The organism is Thermosynechococcus sp. PKX82, from assembly GCF_031583255.1.
In the GTDB taxonomy this organism is placed as follows: domain Bacteria; phylum Cyanobacteriota; class Cyanobacteriia; order Thermosynechococcales; family Thermosynechococcaceae; genus Thermosynechococcus.
Window position 1 is genome coordinate 549,680 of record NZ_CP134169.1, and the last position, 16,643, is coordinate 566,322.

At 54.8% G+C, this 16,643-nt stretch carries 12 protein-coding genes; all 12 read right to left on the reverse strand.

Features of this window, described 5'->3' with window-relative positions; genetic code table 11:
* Positions 1-4: 4 nt before the first annotated feature.
* Positions 5-1,144, reverse strand: coding sequence for a putative sulfate/molybdate transporter (locus tag RHH53_RS02580; protein ID WP_206200934.1), 1,140 nt, complete (start codon positions 1,142-1,144; stop codon positions 5-7).
* Complete coding sequence (locus tag RHH53_RS02585; protein ID WP_310744050.1) at positions 1,145-2,197, reverse strand: anthranilate phosphoribosyltransferase family protein; 1,053 nt, start codon at positions 2,195-2,197, stop codon at positions 1,145-1,147.
* Positions 2,178-3,086, reverse strand: a complete 909-nt coding sequence (locus RHH53_RS02590) for a LysR family transcriptional regulator (RefSeq protein WP_310744051.1) — start codon at positions 3,084-3,086, stop codon at positions 2,178-2,180. The genes RHH53_RS02585 and RHH53_RS02590 overlap by 20 nt, the downstream gene beginning before the upstream one ends.
* A gap of 366 nt (positions 3,087-3,452) precedes the next feature.
* A complete protein-coding gene (locus RHH53_RS02595) occupies positions 3,453-3,956 on the reverse strand; it encodes a molybdenum cofactor biosynthesis protein MoaE (protein WP_225901625.1) in 504 nt (167 codons plus the stop codon).
* A gap of 7 nt (positions 3,957-3,963) precedes the next feature.
* The gene (gene moaD / locus RHH53_RS02600) at positions 3,964-4,218 is read right to left on the reverse strand and encodes a molybdopterin converting factor subunit 1 (protein ID WP_206200937.1); all 255 of its coding nucleotides are present in this window, start codon (positions 4,216-4,218) and stop codon (positions 3,964-3,966) included.
* A complete protein-coding gene (moaC, locus tag RHH53_RS02605) occupies positions 4,202-5,260 on the reverse strand; it encodes a cyclic pyranopterin monophosphate synthase MoaC (protein ID WP_206200938.1) in 1,059 nt (352 codons plus the stop codon). Before moaC ends, moaD begins: the two co-directional genes overlap by 17 nt.
* A gap of 4 nt (positions 5,261-5,264) precedes the next feature.
* The gene (gene moaA, locus RHH53_RS02610; RefSeq protein WP_310744052.1) at positions 5,265-6,230 is read right to left on the reverse strand and encodes a GTP 3',8-cyclase MoaA; all 966 of its coding nucleotides are present in this window, start codon (positions 6,228-6,230) and stop codon (positions 5,265-5,267) included.
* 5 nt (positions 6,231-6,235) lie between these two features.
* On the reverse strand, positions 6,236-7,411 hold the full coding sequence (locus RHH53_RS02615) for a molybdopterin molybdotransferase MoeA (RefSeq protein WP_206200940.1): 1,176 nt from the start codon (positions 7,409-7,411) through the stop codon (positions 6,236-6,238).
* 13 nt (positions 7,412-7,424) lie between these two features.
* The gene (locus RHH53_RS02620; protein ID WP_310744053.1) at positions 7,425-8,102 is read right to left on the reverse strand and encodes an urease accessory protein UreF; all 678 of its coding nucleotides are present in this window, start codon (positions 8,100-8,102) and stop codon (positions 7,425-7,427) included.
* Positions 8,092-8,526: an urease accessory protein UreE gene (gene ureE / locus RHH53_RS02625; protein ID WP_302678771.1), complete on the reverse strand. Its 435-nt coding sequence runs from the start codon at positions 8,524-8,526 to the stop codon at positions 8,092-8,094. Before ureE ends, RHH53_RS02620 begins: the two co-directional genes overlap by 11 nt.
* Positions 8,526-11,708 (reverse strand): ATP-binding protein, encoded by a 3,183-nt coding sequence (locus RHH53_RS02630; protein ID WP_310744054.1) that lies wholly within the window; start codon positions 11,706-11,708, stop codon positions 8,526-8,528. Before RHH53_RS02630 ends, ureE begins: the two co-directional genes overlap by 1 nt.
* A gap of 61 nt (positions 11,709-11,769) precedes the next feature.
* Complete coding sequence (gene gltB, locus RHH53_RS02635) at positions 11,770-16,395, reverse strand: glutamate synthase large subunit (RefSeq protein WP_310744055.1); 4,626 nt, start codon at positions 16,393-16,395, stop codon at positions 11,770-11,772.
* Between the last annotated feature and the right edge of the window lie 248 nt (positions 16,396-16,643).

Below are 16,643 nucleotides of genomic sequence, written 5' to 3' on the forward strand. Positions count from 1 at the left end.
AGGGCTAGGAGAGTTGTAGTGGCATTTTTCTGCTGAGGTAGTACAGAGTTGTACCAACAAGGGTGCCCACTAAGAAGCCTTGGGGCACACTGAGGGCGATCGCCCCCACTAAGAGGGTAATCATCCAATTTGCGGGCATGGCGGCTTGATCTTTAATAAAGCCCATGAGTACCCACGCTTCAAACAAAAGAATGACCCCCAAAATCGAGAGGGGAAAAATTTCCAGCAGCTTATCCACACTGGAACCAAAAAAGAGACCCAAGAGAAGGTAGAGACTGCCATAGATCACCACCGCCCCACCTGTGCGGGCACCAAGGGCATAGTGTCCTGCCAAACCGCTACAGCCATGGCAGAGGGGGACACCACCAAAGAAGGGCAGGATCAAGTTGGTGAGGCTATACGTGAGGCCAATTTGGCGAATCGAGAGGGGGCGATCGGGAAAGAGATCGTGGGCAGTTTGCTGGGTTGCAATCACTGCATTGGCGATCGATAGGGGTAACTGCGGCAGTGCCAATAGCACGAGTCCGGGAATCAAGGCCTGAGGATCTAAAGGCTGCAGGTAGGGAAGCTGCCAAGCAATGGTTAACTGCAATTCTGTCTCAGCCAGAACACGGCTAATCGCTACACCCACCCCCAGCAACACCACCAGTAACCCTGCGGGAACTCCCCGTTCCTTGGGTAAAAGGAGCAAGATCAAAAAGCCCATGGCACCCAACAGATAACCAAAGAGGTCACCCGCGGGCAAGTAGGTCTTGAGGGCAACGGCGGCTAGAGACAGTCCCAGTCCCAATTGACAGCCCCGCACCACGGGTTGGGGAATCCAGCGAGCCAGTCGGGTCAGGATTCCGGTGGACGTTAACACCAACATCATCGCTCCTACCATCAGTCCCCCTGCCCAAAGGATAGATCCAGTGAGTTTTTCCGTCATCACAATTACAGCCATTGCCTTTAGGGGTTGCATCGGCATGGGAAGGCCATAGAATACCCCCGTGAGAATTTGTGCCACGCCAAACAAAGTGAAGACGTTAGCACTATCCAACTGGGCAGCCATGATCATCCCCACCAGTAGGGGCAAATCCGTACCCAAATCACCAAAACTGCCACTGAGTTCTTGCCAATTAAAGCGCAGTCGCTCCCGCAACATCTATATCTTCTCCAACATGGTTTGCAATTTCTGTAGGTGTTGAGCCACCCGACCACTACGGAGGAGTTCGCTGCTGAGTGCGAGTCCGGAATTGAGACTATCGGCTTTGCCCCCCTGCCACAAGTAAAACCCACTGTTCCAGATAACGGAGGTGGTGAGGGGCTGCTCCTCGGCAGCTAAGACGGCAGCCATCATTTTTGCAGCAGTTGTTGTGTCCGCTGGCCAAGGCACATTACTGCTGGCCATACCATACTCTTGGGGATGGAGACGCAGGCGTTGCCAAGGAGGGTCTTGATCACGGGCAAGGCCGATAATGGCGGTGCGTTCGCGGGGCAAATCACAACTGCCTTCAAGACCTTTGACGGTAGTAAATTCATGAACACCGTGGAGATAGAGGGCATCGCGCATGATCCCTTCTGTCGGCGGATGAACAAACCCTGCTACGAGGTGACTGCGCCCTTGGTAAGGATTCCAGATTAATTCCAATGTGGCAATGGGGGGACGTTTACCAATTTGCTCCCGGTAGGGGACTAGCCCTTGGGCTGCTGGAAAATGACGCGGGAGATAGACAAAACCTAAACCTGTTTGCTCTAGGCAGTGGGTGATTTGTTCTAGGGTTAGGGTTGACCAGTCCACCCCTAAACATCGCCATAGCTCAATGAGGGGAATGCCTTCTTTGGTGGGTATGCGATCGCCCCCGTGTTGAAGTACTGGAATCCCAGCAGCCGCCAAAACCAATGCTGTTAAAGGACTCAGGGGAAACGTGCGATCGCGACCATCATAGGGCTGACTGAGGATCATCACGGGGCAACTGGTCTCAACCGCTGGAATCTTTGGCCCTAGCTCGTTGTAGGCATCGAGCATACCCGCCATCTCTTCCGAGGTGGGTCGCTTAATCCGATGAGCAATCAAAAACGCCCCAATTTGGGCAGGGGTTGCCACCTGCTCCAGCATGAGTTGCAACGCCAAGGCTGCCTCGGCGCGGCTCAGGTCTTTGTGGGTGTGGGCACCACTGCCGACTTTTTTAAGGAGATCACGAAAAAGAGGACTCATGGGCAGCCTGCTGGCGGATCAACGTAAGCAACTGGGCAACGGGCGGTAAGGTCAGGCGATCGCGGGTGGTAATGGCCAACACCTGACGCAGGGGCAGTGGCGTGGATAAATCACGAATCCCTAGGGCAGGATCGTGGAGCGCTTCCTTGAGGGCAGAGCGCGGCAGCAAGGCAACCATCTCACTTTCGCGGATCACAGCAATAAACGCATCAGGCGTGTTGAGTTCAAGAGCGGGTTGCCAAGGTAAACCCCGACGGCTAAATTCTTCAGCCACCAAGCGGCGCATGCCATAGCCATCCTTAAATACCACATGGGGAAAGCGAGCTAGTTCTTGCCATGTCAAGGTCTCATTAACAGTGAGGGGATGTTCAGCCGCCATTAGCACTTGCACAGGCTCACTGTACAGCGGTTCAATCACCCATTCCGCCTGTTTTAAGAGGTGGCGATCGCCCATGACAATTGCTAGATCTACTAGGCTATCCTGCAAGACTTTGAGGGCGCGATCGCTCCCTAGGGCAGTCACCCGCAACTGCATTTGGGGAAATGCTTGGCAAAACGTCGGTAACAGCGTGGGCAAAAAGTAGCGGCAAATGGAGTGAATAGCGGCAATGCAGAGTTCCTGCTGCTGGCCATTTTGCATGGCTTTGAGTTCAGCATTGGCGGCCTGCCACTCTTGCCAGATGCGATGGGCACGGCGCAAAAACAAGTCCCCCGCCACAGTTAACTTGGCGCGATTCGAGCGGTGAACAAGTTGCATCCCCAAACTTTCTTCTAGAGCTTGAATTTGCCGACTAATTGTGGGTTGCGTCACCCCACACCGCCGCGCTGCCGCTTGAAAACTCCCCGTTTCAGCAACAGCTAAAAAAGATTGAAACTGATCAAGTCGCATAATACTTGCTGTGTTCTCCCTCTGCGTCTATGTCTATTGATGCAATTGTGGCTCTTGTGGCTCTTCATCTTATGCAACTTTCGGATAGTAAAGGGTGTTAATTGATACAGTTTCTTGAGAATGTCCTACAGCATACCCTCTTGGTTCCAGCGCTGAATGAGGTAAACTGATTGGTCATACTTGCCCTCCCATGCCAGTTCTGTTTCTTCTGTGCGCATTTGAGAGGTTAGGCTATACTCAAAGCGTCATGAATGTTACTCAAGAATATGAGCTATAGCTTGGACTGACGAGAGCGGGTTGTCTCCTACATCCAGCAAGGTGGCAAAATTAGTGAAGCAACTCAAATCTTCTAGGTCAGTTGCGCCACTATCCATCGCTGGCTGAAGCGAGACGACTTAGCCCCCACGGTTGTCCCCCGTCGTCATCAAACAGACCGTAATGGTGATGCTCACGGCAATACACCCAAGTAGCTGGCTCATTTAGATAGTATTCCTTTTTCCAAATGGGTAGGCGGTGTTTAATTTCATCAATGATGTAGGCCGCACCAGCAAAGGCTTGTTGGCGATGAGGCGCCGTCACCCCTACCCACACAGCAATCTCGCCAAGAGTTAGCGTTCCATAGCGATGGCTGGCGATCGCCCCCAGCAAGTCAAATTTCCCAATGGCTTCTGCTAGGATCTGTTCTCCTTCTTTAAGAGCCAAGGCAGGATAGACCTCGTATTCTAGGGCAGTGACGATCTTGCCGTGGTTGTGATTGCGCACCCAACCCTCAAAGCTAACAAAGGCACCGGCTCGCAAGTTGGCCAAGGGCTGCCACAACTGAGCTGGCTCTAGGGGAGTATTGGTTAGGGAAAATTGCTTGATCACCATCGCTTAGTTAACCCCCGGCAACAGGGGGAATAAAGACGACCTTATCTCCAGCTCGTAGGGGTTGATCCAGTGTCACAAACGTATCATTAGCCGCAACCTTAACATGGGTCAGATCAAGGGTAAACCCGTACTGGGTCTTTAGTTCTTGGTATAGCTCGCCATAGGTTTGGGCGGTGGTCACTCGCTCCTCCTGTTCCCGTTGGCTTTGCTCGCGTAACTGGGCAAAGTAGCGTAGATGAATAGTTTTAGGGCCGTCGGACATGGTGTAGGGCTTCCAGATAATCTTCAGGGGTGTTGATGTTGGCAGTAATGGTCGGCTGGGGTGGGGCAATCCGCTGGCAGGGCGATCGCTGGAGAATTTTCACAGGGCAGTAGATCCCTTCTGCATAGGCGGCCTCAAATACCGGCAGAGCTTGGGGGGTATAAATGGCACACAATGGCTCTGGGAAACCCTCTTGGGGATGGTGATAGCAGGTGGCCACCACATCTTCGCGGTAATGGTGCAACAGGGGCGCAAGGGTTTCTGTGGTCAAATAGGGCAAGTCACAGGCCACCACTAACCAGTTCACGTGGGGATAGGCACGTAAAGCTGTTAGGATGCCGGCAATGGGGCCAATCTGAGGCAGGGTATCGGGGAGGGTTGGCAAATCGGCAAGGGGAGTCCCCTGCCATTGATTGGGTTGCGCTGAGAGAAAGACTTGTTCGCAGGATTGAGCCAACAAATTGTAGAGGTACTGGGCATGGGGTTCGCCGTAGTAGTCTAGCAGGGCTTTGGCCTGACCCATGCGCTGACTCTGGCCGCCAGTGAGCACAAGGCCGTAGAGGGGATATTGGCCGAGGGTTTTCTTGCCACCACTTTTCGCCAGCAGGCGCACCTCGCGAATCACAATATGGGGGCTGAGGGCTTTGGCCATGTCGTAGATTGTGAGGGCTGCGATCGCCACCCCATGCAGGCTTTCCATTTCCACCCCGGTGCGATCGCGGGTTTTGACCTCACAGCGCAGGCGAATTCTAAGGCCACTCTCAAGTGACTCGATATCCGTCTCAAAGCGACAACTAGTAATCGGCAGCGAATGGCAAAAGGGAATGACTTCAGCGGTGCGTTTTACCGCCATTGTGCCAGCAATAATCGCCGTTTGCACCACAGGCCCTTTCGTGAGAAAGAGATCTCCCCCTTGCACATAGGCCTGAAAGACTGGTGGCAATTCAATCAGGGCTTCTGCCACCGCTCGGCGATCGCTCACGGCCTTCTCGCTAATATCCACCATCTGGGGTTGTTGGTTCTCATTGATGTGGGAGAGCATCCTCCTAGCCTCCAATCTGGTGCATCGCATGGTGAACTTCTGCTCCGCGCAAGCTGGGTTTCATGCCCAACACTTGCTCATAGGCGGCATACCGTTCCCTTTGACTTAAGCCCCGTAGGGACACCCCCGCCTCCTTAAACAGGCACGCTCGCAGGACACCATCCGCAGACAAGCGCCAACGGGAGCAGTGGCCACAAAAGGGTTGGGATTCTGAAGCGATAAAACCAATCTGCCCGCCACAGGCCGTCTCAAAGTTAAACGAAGTGGAATCCAAAGGACGTGGCACAGGTCGCAGATCATAATGCTGACGCAAGCGCTCAATCATCGTGGCAGCACTAACAAAGCGATCGCCCCCCAAGTGGCAAGCATAGCCAATGCGCATCAGCTCCAAAAAGCGCACCTCAATCCCCAACCCCTTGGCGTACTCCACCATCGGCACCAGTTCGTGATCATTGACAACCGCCATAACCACCATGTTCAGCTTCACCTGAAACCCTTGGTGAACCGCAGTGGCCACCGCCGCCTTCACCGTTTCCAAGTGGTGGCCATGACTAATGGCGGCAAAGGTTTCGGGGTCTAGGCTATCCAGACTGATATTCAAACGCCGTACCCCATATTGTTCCAAGAGGGGCAAAAAGGGCACCAAGCGAATCCCATTCGTGGTTAAGCTTAGCTCTGGCACCCCCACTGCCACCAAGGCTGCGACAATCTCAGCAAACTCGGCTCGCAGGAGCGGTTCACCCCCCGTTAGGCGCACCGACTCAATCCCCAGTGCCACCAGTTCAGCCACAATCGTGGCATACTCTGTGGGGCTTAAATAGGTCTGGGGGGGCATAAAGGCGGCATCCACGGGCATACAGTAAGTACAGCGCAAATTACAGCGATCGGTAACCGACAGGCGCAACTTGCGAATGTGTCGCCCTTGGTTATCCAGCAAACGTTGGCTAGGGATAGCTGTGGTGACAACCATCCGCCCTAACTCCACGGAAAATAGCGATAGCACTCCCCAGCGGCAAATATCCCTTGCGAGGCAGGTAGTTCCAAGAAGCCATCACTGTCAGCCAAGGCCAAAAAATCACCAGAGTTTTGCATCGGACGGGGGTGGGCAATCAGTTCAGCAGTTTTCGTGGTTTCTAGTTTAACGGGTAAAAAGTAGGTTAAGGGCTTCTCAAAAGAGAAGGGAGTGGCCAAGCGGGCATAGAGGCGTGGCATGTCCAAAATATAGCGGTGTAAACACACCAAACTGGAGACGGGGTTCCCCGGCAAGCCAAAGACTGCCGTTTGCTGCGTGTGATCCACCCCAAACCAGAGGGGTTTTCCGGGGCGCTGAGCGACACCGTGGATATATTGCTGCACGCCATGATCGCGCCACAGTTGCGGTAAATAGTCAAACTTGCCCTTGGAAACGCCGCCGCAATAAATCAGGAGATCGTACGCTTGGCTCGCTTGGCAGTAGTGGGTTGCCAGTTGCAGCGGATCATCGGGTAAATGGGTGATGCTGACGTGGCTGTACCCTTGGCGCTTGAGGGCAGCCATTAGGGCGTAGGCATTGGAGAGGCGCAGTTGATGGGGTTGAGGGACGTGGTCTGGCGGAATCAGTTCATTGCCGGTGGCAACAATTTGAGTGCGGGGGGTGCGCTGGACACAAACTTCGCTCTGCCCCACAGAGGCAAGAATGCCCCAAGCCGGACTGTGTAGAGGGGTGCCTGCCGCCAGCACCTGTTGACCCGCCGGCGCATCACTGCCACAGCGGTGAACAAATTGATAGGGCGACCACAGTTCGGCGTGGCGGATATGGGCAATGCCGTCACGAATTTCCAGAGCCTCGTAGGGAATGACCAGATCGCAGTTCTGGGGCAACGCGGCACCAGTCATCACTTCCAAGCAGGCCTGTGGATCCGTCAACGTGGGGGGTACCTCACCAGCAGGGACAACCCCCAGAATCGGGAAGGCACGCTGACCAGATTCATAGGCGGCCCACCGCAGGGCAATACCATCCATCATGATGCGGTCAATGGGTGGGTAGGGGCGATCGCTGGTAATGGCTCCTGCTAGTCGGCTGTACTGAGGCTCAGTCAAAGAGATGGTCTCTGTGCCCCAATCGGGCAAATGCTGCTGAATCAGGTCAACGGCTGTTTCGACGGAAATCATTTTCTAGACAGGATTAACTGCGAAATAGGCGGCAGTAGAGCGTTTCGTGCTGCATACTGGCGAGGGCTAAGCCCAAGGTACAGCTTTCTAAATCATTGTCAGTCACATTTAAGCTCTGCTGCACGGTTTGCTGAATCTGGGGCTGAAGTTGGCGCAGAAGCACTTGACCCGCCGTCTGACCAAGGGGAATCAGTTTCACCGCTGCATTGATCAGAGTAGTGACCCAACTATGGAGATAGCCTAGAAGTGCGGTTTCTAGGGGAATGTCGGCAAGGGCAGCGGCAATGCAAAAGGCAACACTGACATTCCAAGGGTAGGGCTGACCAGTCTGAAGTTCTGGCGGTAGGCGATCGAGGGCAGCGACGAGGTTGATCAATGCTGTTCCCATTTGCCAATTTTGGGCACGCAGTTCGGCGCTTTCGCGGGCAGCCGAGAGCCACGCATTCCACTGGTGAACAGCGTCAAAATCGCCCTTGGCGATCGCCCCATAGACCCGCCCTATCACTGCTGTTTCCAAGTGAGCACTGCCAAAAGCCAGTTCAAAGGTGAGCCAATCCTGTACGGCGGCTGCTGAGGTGATCTTGCCTTGGGCAATCAGGGTCTCCAAGCCCTCGGAGTAGTTAAAGCCGCCAATGGGCAAAGCGGGACTCACCCACTGCAACAAGGTTAACAGCGCTGACTCAGTGAACATGGTAGGCACCGCGCTCGGGACAAAAGGGCGCGACTTCAAACGTTACTATTAAGCCCCGCTGTTCCAGCATGGTTTGCAACACGGAATCTGCCCCCCAGCGAAGATAATCGGTGTGAATTTCCAAGGGGAGGTGGCGATTCCCAAGGTGGTAGGCGGCCTGTAGAAGGTCAAGGGGAGTGGTAGCCATCACCTTTAGCGTGGGTTCGGGTTTGGCGTGAACCGTGACGACTACTGTGCCGTCCTCGTCCTGAAGGCGATCGCCCGGCTGTAACGTCATCCCGCGCGGCAACTTCAGATAGAGAGATTCCCCCTCATCACTGTGGCAATGGAGACGACTGCGACAGCGTTCCTCTGCGGTCAATGAGAGGTGCAACTGACGGGCATTTTCCAATGTTGTAGGGCAAAGTTGCGTCAGCGTGAACATCAAACCAGCGTCAACTCGACAATTTTATCAAAGCGGAATGTTTTCACCAGTTGCTGAAGGCCTGCAATCAAGGCGGCTTCTTCGGATGGGATTTCAGCAATCAGTTCGCGAATGCGCTTGGCATTGAGCTTTTTGGCCGCTTCTTGGAGTTCAGCAATCCAAGGGCGGGGCATCACCATTAGGGCGGCTGGATCCAGCACCTGAGGACGGGGAGCACTTGCGGGGGGCAGAGCATCCTCGTAGGCATACTCTAGATTTAACTGGGCGGCGAGTCGTTCAAAAATCGTTTGCGGACGGAAGGGCTTGGCAATGTAGTCATCACAACCGAGATTCAGCAGTTCCTGTTTGTCCTGCTCAAAGCCACTGGCGGTCACCGCAAGAATTTTCGGGGCGCAGACGGCTTCGCCGCGTCGGAGGCGATCGCTCACTTCTTTCTTGATCTGTCGCGTTGCCGTTTTACCATCCATCACGGGCATGCGAATATCCATGAGAATTGCATGGGGCTGCCATTCTCGCCAGATCTGCACCGCCTCTTGACCATTGCCGGCTTCTCGACAGCGAAAGCCCACGGGTTTTAGGAGTTGGGTGAGCAGTTGGCGGTTTTCGGGAATATCATCTACCACCAGAATGCGGACTGCTGAGGTGGGCGATCGCAGGCCAACAACGGTTTGTGCCCTTTCCTCCTCTAGCGCTTGAGGATCGCCAAGGCCAATGTTGATCTCAAAGTAAAAGTGACTTCCCTGCCCCTTGGTGCTGCGCACCTGAATATCCCCCCCCATCAATTGCACAAACTGGCGACTAATGGCCAACCCCAGCCCAGTGCCTTCACTCACTTTTTTACTGCTATCGGTTTGGACAAAGGGCTGGAAGAGCATTTTCAACTCTGCCGCGGTCATGCCAATACCCGTATCACTGACTTCAAAGGCGAGTCGCGGGGGTTCTTGGGCTTTATAGCTGACCTTGAGGGAGACGCCCCCCTCTTTGGTGAATTTAATGCCATTGCCCAAGAGGTTCACCAATACTTGGCGCAGCTTCATTTCATCAGTGGTTACCGCCACCGGCAGATTGGCGGGCAAATCAAAGACCAGACGCAACCCTTTAGCTTCAGCTCGCACCTTGAGCATTTCTTCGAGGGTTTGCAGCATCCGCCGCAAATCAAAGGTGGTTTCCTGAAGCGTGATACGCCCAGCTTCAATTTTGGCCATGTCAAGGACATCGTTAATCAAACCCAAAAGGTGTTCACCGCTGCGGTTGATCTTTTCAAGGGTTTGCCGATGCTGCGGTGCAAGGGTGCGATCGCTGAGCAAAATTTGACTAAAGCCGAGAATGGCATTGAGGGGGGTGCGCAGTTCATGGCTCATGTTGGCAAGGAAAATACTTTTGGCTTTGTTGGCTGCCTCTGCTGCCTCTTTGGCCTTGAGTAACTCCCGCTCCGCTTGATGACGTTGATGGGCTGCAAGGGCGATTGTGACAATATCCGCCACATTGGAGACAAAACTGCGTTCCTCCACCAGCCAAACCCGATGCTCGCCAATACTCTCAACACAGATCACCCCCAATAATTGACCATTGAAGATGATCGGCGCATCAATCCGAGAATACACCCGCTGAAGTTTGGCATAGTCCCGCAGTTCGTGGGTGCGCGGATCCGTGAGTAAATCATTGACCACGAGGGGTTCCCCGGTGCGCAGCAGTTTCAAGTACTCTGGATAGGGGGGCTGGGTGAGGTAGGTGGATTGAGTAGGGTTGTTGGCGGCAGGGTCGTACTGGACAACACATTTGAGGCGATCGCCCTGGAGTTCCCATGCCGAAGCCCGCTGGACGCGCAGTGTTGTTGCCGTCACTTGGATAATCTCCTGCAACGCCATACGAAAGTGTCCCTGTTGCACATGGGGAGATTGGCTCAGCTGCACCAAAGCAACATTGTGGTCATGAAGTACCCGTTCTTTTTCGGTCAGTTGTCGATTGGCCGCCTCAAGGGCAGCCGTCCGGTGCGCCACTTCCTCTTCGAGGCGTTGATTAAAGCGGTGGAGTTCACTAAAACTTTCCTGTAATTGCCCTGCCATATCCACAAAGGTGCGACCGAGGTTGCCCAACTCATCCTGAGTTGCGGTGTCCACCTCAGCGGCAATGTCTAGATCACCCACTGCAATTTTGTGGGCTGCAGCATTTAGCCGCTTCAGGGGGCGCACGATGTAGCCTGTCACTCCCCAAGTCAGCAAACTAATCAAGCCAAAGGACATCCCCAAAATCCACAGACCCGCCCACGTTTCTTCATGAATAAAGTCAAGCAGTGTGTCTTCATTGATACGAATGGCCAGACTCCAGCGTGCCTCGGGAATCGGCGCATAAAAGACCCATTGGCGCTCTTGGGAAAGCCAATCAGTGACCCATTGCTGTCCCCTTTGACCCGCCACCATTGCTCTGCCTAGGGCGGCAAGATCGCCGTGGTTGTTTTCCTTGGCAATGTAAAAAATAGATTGACCAATGAACTGGACATCGTTATGAAAGATAATCCGTCCCTTGCGATCCAAGACAAAGAACTGGCCTTCTTGGAGGGCTTGAATGTTCATGGTCTGCTGCAGGCTTTCTAGAGCCACATCCACCGTGGCGACTCCCCGAATTTGACCTTGGCGGCGGAAGGGCACCGAATAGGTTACCATCCAACTATCCCCCGCACCCCGATCAAAATAGGGATCACTCCAGCGGGGCTGACCGCTTTGAATTGGCTCTGTGTACCAGTTCCATTGGGGTTGGGTGTAGTCGTAAATTGTTCCCGTATCCTTTTGCCGCCATGTGCCCCCCTGCCGATAAATATAGGGGCAAAAGAGGCGCTTGCGGGGAGAAAAGCTATAGGGAGTAAAGGCAATCGCCGATCCATAGACCAAGGGATTGACAGTGACATTGCGGCGCAAAAATGCATACAGCTGCTGTTCATCGACCTTGGGGAAGGTTTCTAGGGCATAGGCAGTGGTGGTTGCCAGTTGCGCCACCTGCGCCAGTGAGTCGTTAAATTGATCGGCGTAGAGGGACACCAGCGTTCCCTGCCACTTTTCATAATCGGCAGTACTGCGGCCAATCAGGCGCGCCCGAATGTAGAGGAAAAGGCCGGTGTAGATGACAACAATCGGCAGGAGCGTCCCCAGCAAGAGCTTATGGCGAAAGGATAGCTTGCTGAGCATGGCGGCCTCGACCTCCCTAGGCTTTCCCCTTAATTTTAGGCTGCCTAAAAAGACCAATCCTCTAGGAAAGGGGACTGAGTACTTTGCTGTCGCTGTCAGTGGCCACTTCACCCACCACTTCCGGGGTATTGGCTTCCGAAGGCGGCACCACCTGCCAGAAGAGGGGTAAATAGTGCTCCCACTGCTGGAGAATCATTGCGGCCTTGGCACTCCCCGTGCGCTCGTGGTGGGCAGTAATCAGTTGTTTGAGTTGGGCGGCACCAATGGCAGAGGTGACCCGCTGGAGTTTGACAACTTCGGGGTTGACCTTGGCGGGGAAGTTACCCGCTTCATCCAAGATGTAGGCCAAGCCACCGGTCATACCGGCACCCACATTGCGACCCGTAGTGCCCAAGACCACGACCACCCCACCGGTCATGTATTCGCAGCAGTGATCCCCTGTGCCCTCGACAACGGCAGAGGCTTTGGAGTTGCGGACAGCAAATCGTTCACCGGCGCGGCCATTGGCAAAGAGAAACCCCCCCGTGGCGCCGTAGAGACAGGTGTTGCCAATAATCACATTCTCCGCAGCCGCATAGGGAGCATTGGCCGGCGGCTTGATAATGATTTCACCCCCATGCATCCCTTTGCCGACATAGTCATTGGCTTCGCCGGTGAGGTTGAGGATCATCCCCGGCAGGTTGAAGGCGCCAAAGCTCTGGCCAGCACTGCCGCGGAAGTGGAGGGTAATCTGACCTTCAAAACCTGTGTTGCCATACTTTTTGGCAATGGCACCCGCGATGCGTGCCCCGACAGTGCGATCAGTGTTGACAATGGGCAGCTCTAATTCAACGGTTTGCTGCTTCTCAATGGCGGCTTGCACCTCTGGGCGTGCCAAAATTTCATCATCGAGAACGGCACCGTTACTGTGCACTGTTTCGTGCTGCAACCACTGGCGATCGTGCCGCGTGTCGGGCAGCTTCGTCAAGCAATCCAGATTTAGGGGTGCAGTTTTTGCAAGGGTAACATCTTGGCGCGGTACCAGCAAATCCGCCCGGCCAATGATCTCGTTCAGGCTGCGGTAGCCCAGTTGAGCCAGAATTGAGCGCACCTCTTCGGCAATAAAGAGGAAGAAGTTCACCACATGCTCAGGCATACCGGGGAAGCGCTGGCGCAGTTCTTCTTTTTGGGTGGCCACGCCCACGGGACAGTTATTGGTGTGGCAAATCCGCGCCATGATGCAGCCCTCGGCAATCATTGCCACCGAGCCAAAGCCAAATTCCTCGGCACCCATCAGAGCCCCCATGACCACATCCCAGCCACACTTGAGGCCACCATCCACCCGCAGAATCACGCGATCGCGCAGTTGATTTTCCAAAAGAACGCGGTGCACCTCCGTCAGCCCCAATTCCCACGGACTGCCAGCATGCTTAATCGAACTCAGGGGCGAAGCACCGGTGCCACCATCGTGACCGGAAATTTGAATCACGTCGGCGTTGGCTTTTGCCACCCCAGCAGCAATCGTACCAATACCAATTTCGGCCACTAGTTTCACGGAGACTTGCGCTTGGGGATTGATCTGGTGCAGATCAAAGATCAGTTGCGCCAAATCCTCAATGGAGTAAATGTCATGGTGGGGCGGCGGCGAAATTAAGGACACGCCCGGCTTTGATCGCCGCAGCATAGCAATGTAGGGGCTGACTTTCGTGCCCGGCAGTTGACCGCCTTCCCCCGGTTTCGCGCCCTGGGCAATCTTGATTTCAATTTGCTGGGCATTGATCAGGTACTCTGGAGTAACGCCAAAGCGCCCAGAGGCCACCTGTTTAATGGCGGAACTGGCGGTATCACCGTTGCGCAAGCCCCGCAGATGGGGAAATTGGGGAGAGTGCCCCTCACCATCCACATCCGTCAGCACTTGGAAGCGAATCGGATCTTCGCCCCCCTCGCCAGAGTTGGATTTACCGCCAAGGCGGTTCATAGCGATCGCCAGCACCTCATGGGCTTCCCGCGAGAGGGCACCCAAGGACATCCCCCCTGTGCAGAAGCGTTTGACAATTTCACTGGCGGGTTCAACCTCTTCGAGGGGAATACTGGGGCGATCGCTCTGGAAGTCCAGCAGATCCCGCAGTGCCGTGGGTACCCGACCGGTGAGTTGACGGCGATAGACCTCGTAATGGTCATAGCTATTGCTGCTCACGGCTTTGTGGAGTGCCTTGGCCATCTCCGGATTATTCATGTGGTACTCGCCACCGGGACGGAATTGGACAAAGCCAAAGTTCTCCAGTTTCTTGGCGGTGAGTTCGGGGAAGGCCTTGTGGTGAAAAGCAATGGTTTCTTGAGCCAAGTCTTGAAGCGTCAGACCCCCCACCCGCGACGTAGTGCCAATGAAGGCCTTGTTGAGCAGGTCATCACCAATACCAATGGCCTCAAAAATTTGGGCACCGCGATAGCTAGCAATCAGAGAAATCCCCATCTTGGAGAGGATTTTTAGGAGTCCCTCCTCCACGGCTTTGCGATAGTTGGCCTGCACCTGTTGCAGTGTCAGTTGCGGCAGTTTGCCCTTGGCCATCAGGTTTTGGGTGCGATCGCTATGCCACCACTGGCGAATTGTTTCCCATGTCAAGTAGGGACACACTGCTCCGGCGCCATAGCCAATCAGGCAGGCAAAGTGATGGGTACTCCAGCATTGGGCTGTTTCCACGACAAGGGAGACGCGACGGCGAATGCCTTGGGCAATCAAATGGTGGTGCACTGCCCCCACCGCCAATAGGGGTGGGATATAGGACGTGTCGGCATCCAAAAGATGGGGTTCGCCAGCAAGGTTGTGGCGATCGCTGAGCACAAGGATTTCGGCGCCTCCTTTGACGGCGGCAGCGGCCTGTTCACAGAGCCGATTCACAGCGGCCTCAAGCCCCGCAGGCCCTTGGGCGATCGCAAACTGTGTCGAGAGCCGAGTGGTACCAAAGGGAGCCTTGAGAATTTCCTCTAGCTCTGCTTCATTAATGAGGGGAGAATTGAGTTGCAGCAGGCGGGCATCTTCTGGGCTTTCAACGAGCAAATTCCCCCGCGCACCAAGGCGAGTCACCAAGGACATCACCAGTTTTTCCCGCAGCGGATCAATGGCCGGATTGGTGACCTGGGCAAAGCGCTGCTTGAAGTAGTCGTAGAGTAGGTGGGGTTGTTGCGACAGCACCGCCAAGGGAATGTCATCCCCCATGCAGAAGGTGGGTTCCTTGCCATCCTTGGCCATGACCTCAATGATCATTTCCACATCTTCGGCGCTGAAGCCAAAGGCCATTTGCTGTTGTAGGCAGGTTTGGCTTTCGAGGGTGGGGGTTTCGCCATAGGGTTGAGGGGCAAGTTCTTGGCGATAGGTTTTCAGCCATTCGCCGTAGGGTTGCTGCTGTGCCACCCGCTGTTTGATTTCCCAGTTGGTGAGCAGCTCTTGGTGTTCTAAGTCAACGGCAATCATCTGCCCAGGGCCAAGGCGGCCTTTTTCAATCACCGTTGCTTCATCAATTTGAATGCTGCCCGCTTCGGAAGAGACAATCACCAGATCGTCATTAGTGAGGGTGTAGCGTGCAGGTCGCAGGCCATTGCGATCAAGGGTGGCGCCGACAATTTTGCCATCAGCAAAGGCCACTAGTGCTGGACCATCCCACGCCTCTTGAAGGCCACTGTAGTATTCGTAAAAGTCCACCACCTCGGGGTGATCCGCCAAATCGGGCTGGTTTTGATAGGCCTCGGGAATCAGCATCATCATTGCCTGCAGGGGCTGCCGTCCCGATTGCACCAGCAATTCCAGCACATTGTCGAGGTTGGCGGAGTCACTATTTTCGGCATTGACAATGGGCATGAGATCCGCAAAGGCTTCGCCCCAATAGGGATGGCTCAGTTGGGCGGCTCGTGCCCGCATCCAGTTGATATTCCCCAAGAGGGTATTGATTTCGCCGTTGTGTCCCAGCATCCGCATCGGTTGCGCCAAGGGCCACTTAGGCATGGTGTTGGTGCTAAAGCGGCGGTGATAAAGGGCAAAGGGGGTGATGTAGTTGGGGTTGCGCAAATCCTCATAAAACTGGGCCAGTACTGCCGAGCGCACCATGCCCTTATAGACAATGGTGCGGGTGGAAAAGGAACAGATATAGAAGTCCTGTCGCCAGTCCGCCTTGATTTGGGCGATCGCCCGCTCAATGCGCTTGCGCGCTAAGTAGAGCTGCCGCTCCAGTTCATCACCACTGGCTTTACTGGAAGCCACAAAGAGCTGTTCAATTTGGGGCTGATTTTGCCTTGCTTGGCGCCCTAAAACACTGGGATTCACGGGCACTGCTCGCCAGCCCAACAGGCGCAGTTCATTTTCACTGAGCACCCGTTCCACAATCCCCTTTGCCGCTGCCGTTGCCGCCCCTTGGGGCAAAAAGATCATCGCCACCCCAATCCGCTGCCGCGGCACGCCAAACTCCGGCAACAACTCCCACGGAATCGCCGTCATGATGCCAGCCCCATCCCCAGAGTCGCGATCGGCACTACAGCCCCCGCGGTGTTCAAGGCAGGTCACTCCCTCTAGGGCTTGGGTCAAGATGCGATGACTAGCTATCCCCTTGCGATGGGCAACAAAACCCACACCACAGGCATCTCGCTCGGCCACAAGCCAAGGCTGTCCATGGTAACCAACTTGATGCACGGGGGAAGAAAAGGCGGATTGTTGCATGGGTCTGAAAGCGTTCAATCGACTGAGGGGTCTAACGTTGTCTTGACAACAGCAACCAGCTCTAGGGACTGAAAAACGCCACGACTCGAAGGGAGGAGCCAAGGCGACAGTATACAGAGATTAGAGAGGGCTGGTGATGGAGCAACGTATAGGGTCTTTCGCTATTATAGGGGCTTCGCTTGGATCCAGAAACGCCAAAGCAAGAGATTGTTAAGGTTTGGCCATAGGAGCCGGCAAACCAGCGATCG

Excerpts from the sequence above, each read along its gene's own strand:
- RHH53_RS02580 (WP_206200934.1), bottom strand. The coding sequence starts at position 1,144 with ATGTTGCGGGAGCGACTGCGCTTTAATTGGCAAGAACTCAGTGGCAGT.
- RHH53_RS02585 (WP_310744050.1), bottom strand. The coding sequence starts at position 2,197 with ATGAGTCCTCTTTTTCGTGATCTCCTTAAAAAAGTCGGCAGTGGTGCC.
- RHH53_RS02590 (WP_310744051.1), bottom strand. The coding sequence starts at position 3,086 with ATGCGACTTGATCAGTTTCAATCTTTTTTAGCTGTTGCTGAAACGGGG.
- RHH53_RS02595 (WP_225901625.1), bottom strand. The coding sequence starts at position 3,956 with ATGGTGATCAAGCAATTTTCCCTAACCAATACTCCCCTAGAGCCAGCT.
- moaD (WP_206200937.1), bottom strand. The coding sequence starts at position 4,218 with ATGTCCGACGGCCCTAAAACTATTCATCTACGCTACTTTGCCCAGTTA.
- moaC (WP_206200938.1), bottom strand. The coding sequence starts at position 5,260 with ATGCTCTCCCACATCAATGAGAACCAACAACCCCAGATGGTGGATATT.
- moaA (WP_310744052.1), bottom strand. The coding sequence starts at position 6,230 with ATGGTTGTCACCACAGCTATCCCTAGCCAACGTTTGCTGGATAACCAA.
- RHH53_RS02615 (WP_206200940.1), bottom strand. The coding sequence starts at position 7,411 with ATGATTTCCGTCGAAACAGCCGTTGACCTGATTCAGCAGCATTTGCCC.
- RHH53_RS02620 (WP_310744053.1), bottom strand. The coding sequence starts at position 8,102 with ATGTTCACTGAGTCAGCGCTGTTAACCTTGTTGCAGTGGGTGAGTCCC.
- ureE (WP_302678771.1), bottom strand. The coding sequence starts at position 8,526 with ATGTTCACGCTGACGCAACTTTGCCCTACAACATTGGAAAATGCCCGT.
- RHH53_RS02630 (WP_310744054.1), bottom strand. The coding sequence starts at position 11,708 with ATGCTCAGCAAGCTATCCTTTCGCCATAAGCTCTTGCTGGGGACGCTC.
- gltB (WP_310744055.1), bottom strand. The coding sequence starts at position 16,395 with ATGCAACAATCCGCCTTTTCTTCCCCCGTGCATCAAGTTGGTTACCAT.